The organism is Comamonas testosteroni, from assembly GCF_000761245.1.
Lineage (GTDB): Bacteria > Pseudomonadota > Gammaproteobacteria > Burkholderiales > Burkholderiaceae_C > Comamonas > Comamonas testosteroni_C.
In genome coordinates, this window is record NZ_AWOR01000098.1 from 1 (window position 1) to 1,628 (window position 1,628).

The 1,628-nt window shown below is 57.7% G+C and carries 1 protein-coding gene; it reads left to right on the forward strand.

Annotated features, from left to right (window positions below; translation table 11 throughout):
* Nucleotides 1–115: 115 nt before the first annotated feature.
* On the forward strand, nt 116–1,387 hold the full coding sequence (locus P353_RS25375) for an IS4-like element ISPa1635 family transposase (RefSeq protein WP_004423958.1): 1,272 nt from the start codon (nt 116–118) through the stop codon (nt 1,385–1,387).
* Nucleotides 1,388–1,628 lie beyond the last annotated feature (241 nt).

A 1,628-nucleotide genomic window follows, 5' to 3' on the forward strand; every position in this document is an offset into this window, starting at 1 on the left:
TCAACTTTGGAAATTATCCATAAATATCATATAATTAGCGCTCAAATCAGTGCATGGGAGAAGCCCTTTTGACTACCTATACCGCATCGCTTGACACCGCCAGCCAAACCCTGGCTTGAAAATTGTACAAAAAATAACCAGCCCGCTCGATTGTCCCGCCTTCATCGCCGCCCACCGCCAGAATCCTCAAGACTTTACCCGCCGACGCCAGCTCACCTTCAAGAACCTCGTCCTGTTCCTGCTCAATCAGCCGCGCACGGCCCTGCAAACCGAACTCGATCAGTTCTATCGCGTACTCAATCAGGCGTCGACTGAGACGCAAATGGTCACTGCGCAGGCCTTCTGCAAAGCGCGCAAAAAGCTCAACCCCGAGGTATTTGAAAGTCTCAATCGCCTCCTGCAGCAACAAATTGACTGCTTCGGGCTGCGTCAGAAGTGGCGTGGGCTGAGGGTGCTCGCGGTGGATGGCTCGACCGTGCATTTACCCCTGGAGTCGACCATGGCGACCTTCTTTGGCAGTCACTCTGGCTTTCCCATGGCTCGCTTGTCCACACTCTACGAAGTCGCTGACGGTCAAACCTTGCATAGCCTGATCGTGCCCCTGACCGTCGGCGAGCGCGACTGTGCCCATCTGCACCTTGAGCACCTGCCGGCTGACAGCCTGACGCTGTTTGACCGTGGTTACCCTGGGCACTGGTTATTCGCGCTGTTCGCGCAGCAACAGCGGCACTTTCTGATGCGCCTGCCCTGTGGCTATAACGCCCAGGTCAAAGCGTTTCTACACTCTGGCCAAGTTGAAGACACACAGCTTTTCGTGGCCAACCATCCTGAAGCACGTCTGTTCTGCTCCGAGGCTGGCGTTGATCCTGCCAGCCAGATCGAGCTGAGACTGATCCGGGTCGAGTTGGCCAACGGCGAAAGCGAAGTATTGCTGACCTCGCTGCTGGATCGAGAAGCCTTTCCCGCTGAGGTGTTTGCCGAGCTTTACCACCGCCGCTGGGGCATCGAAACCGATTTCCGTCGCCTCAAACAAACCCTGACGCTGGACAACTTCAGCGGCCGCAGCGTGACCGCTGTAAAGCAGGACTTTCATGCCGCTCAACTGTTGAAGAACCTGGCGCTGTTGATGCAGCACCTGCTACAGCCGGTCATCGAACAGCGCCACAAAGGTCGCAAGCTGCGATGGAAAGTCAACTTCACCCAAGGCGTGTCACGGCTCAAAAATACCCTGGTCGAGCTGCTGGTGCGGCACTGTGCTCAGGGGCTGAGCAATGTGCTGGCCTTGATGGCTAAAAGCCTCAGTGCCGTACGCTCAGGCCGTAGCTTTGCGCGCCAACGCAAACGCGCAGCCAGCCGAGGTTGTGAGGGCTACAAACCGACGCGCTGAAGAAACACCACCGCCCAACCTCCGTGCAAAAAAGCTGGCCACAAGCGGTCGGCATAGGCTCGTCCGGAGAACGAGAAATCTCGCCTAGACAGCCGGAACAGACGATGATCACATCACCGCCAGCCCAGCTAGACCGCCTGATTGAGCGGCAGAGGCCTGGTCATCGCCCGACGGCCATGGCGGCTGGCTGCTTCGGGGGGCTTGCCTTGGGCAGGGCTGCAGCTTAGGTTGATGACATTGG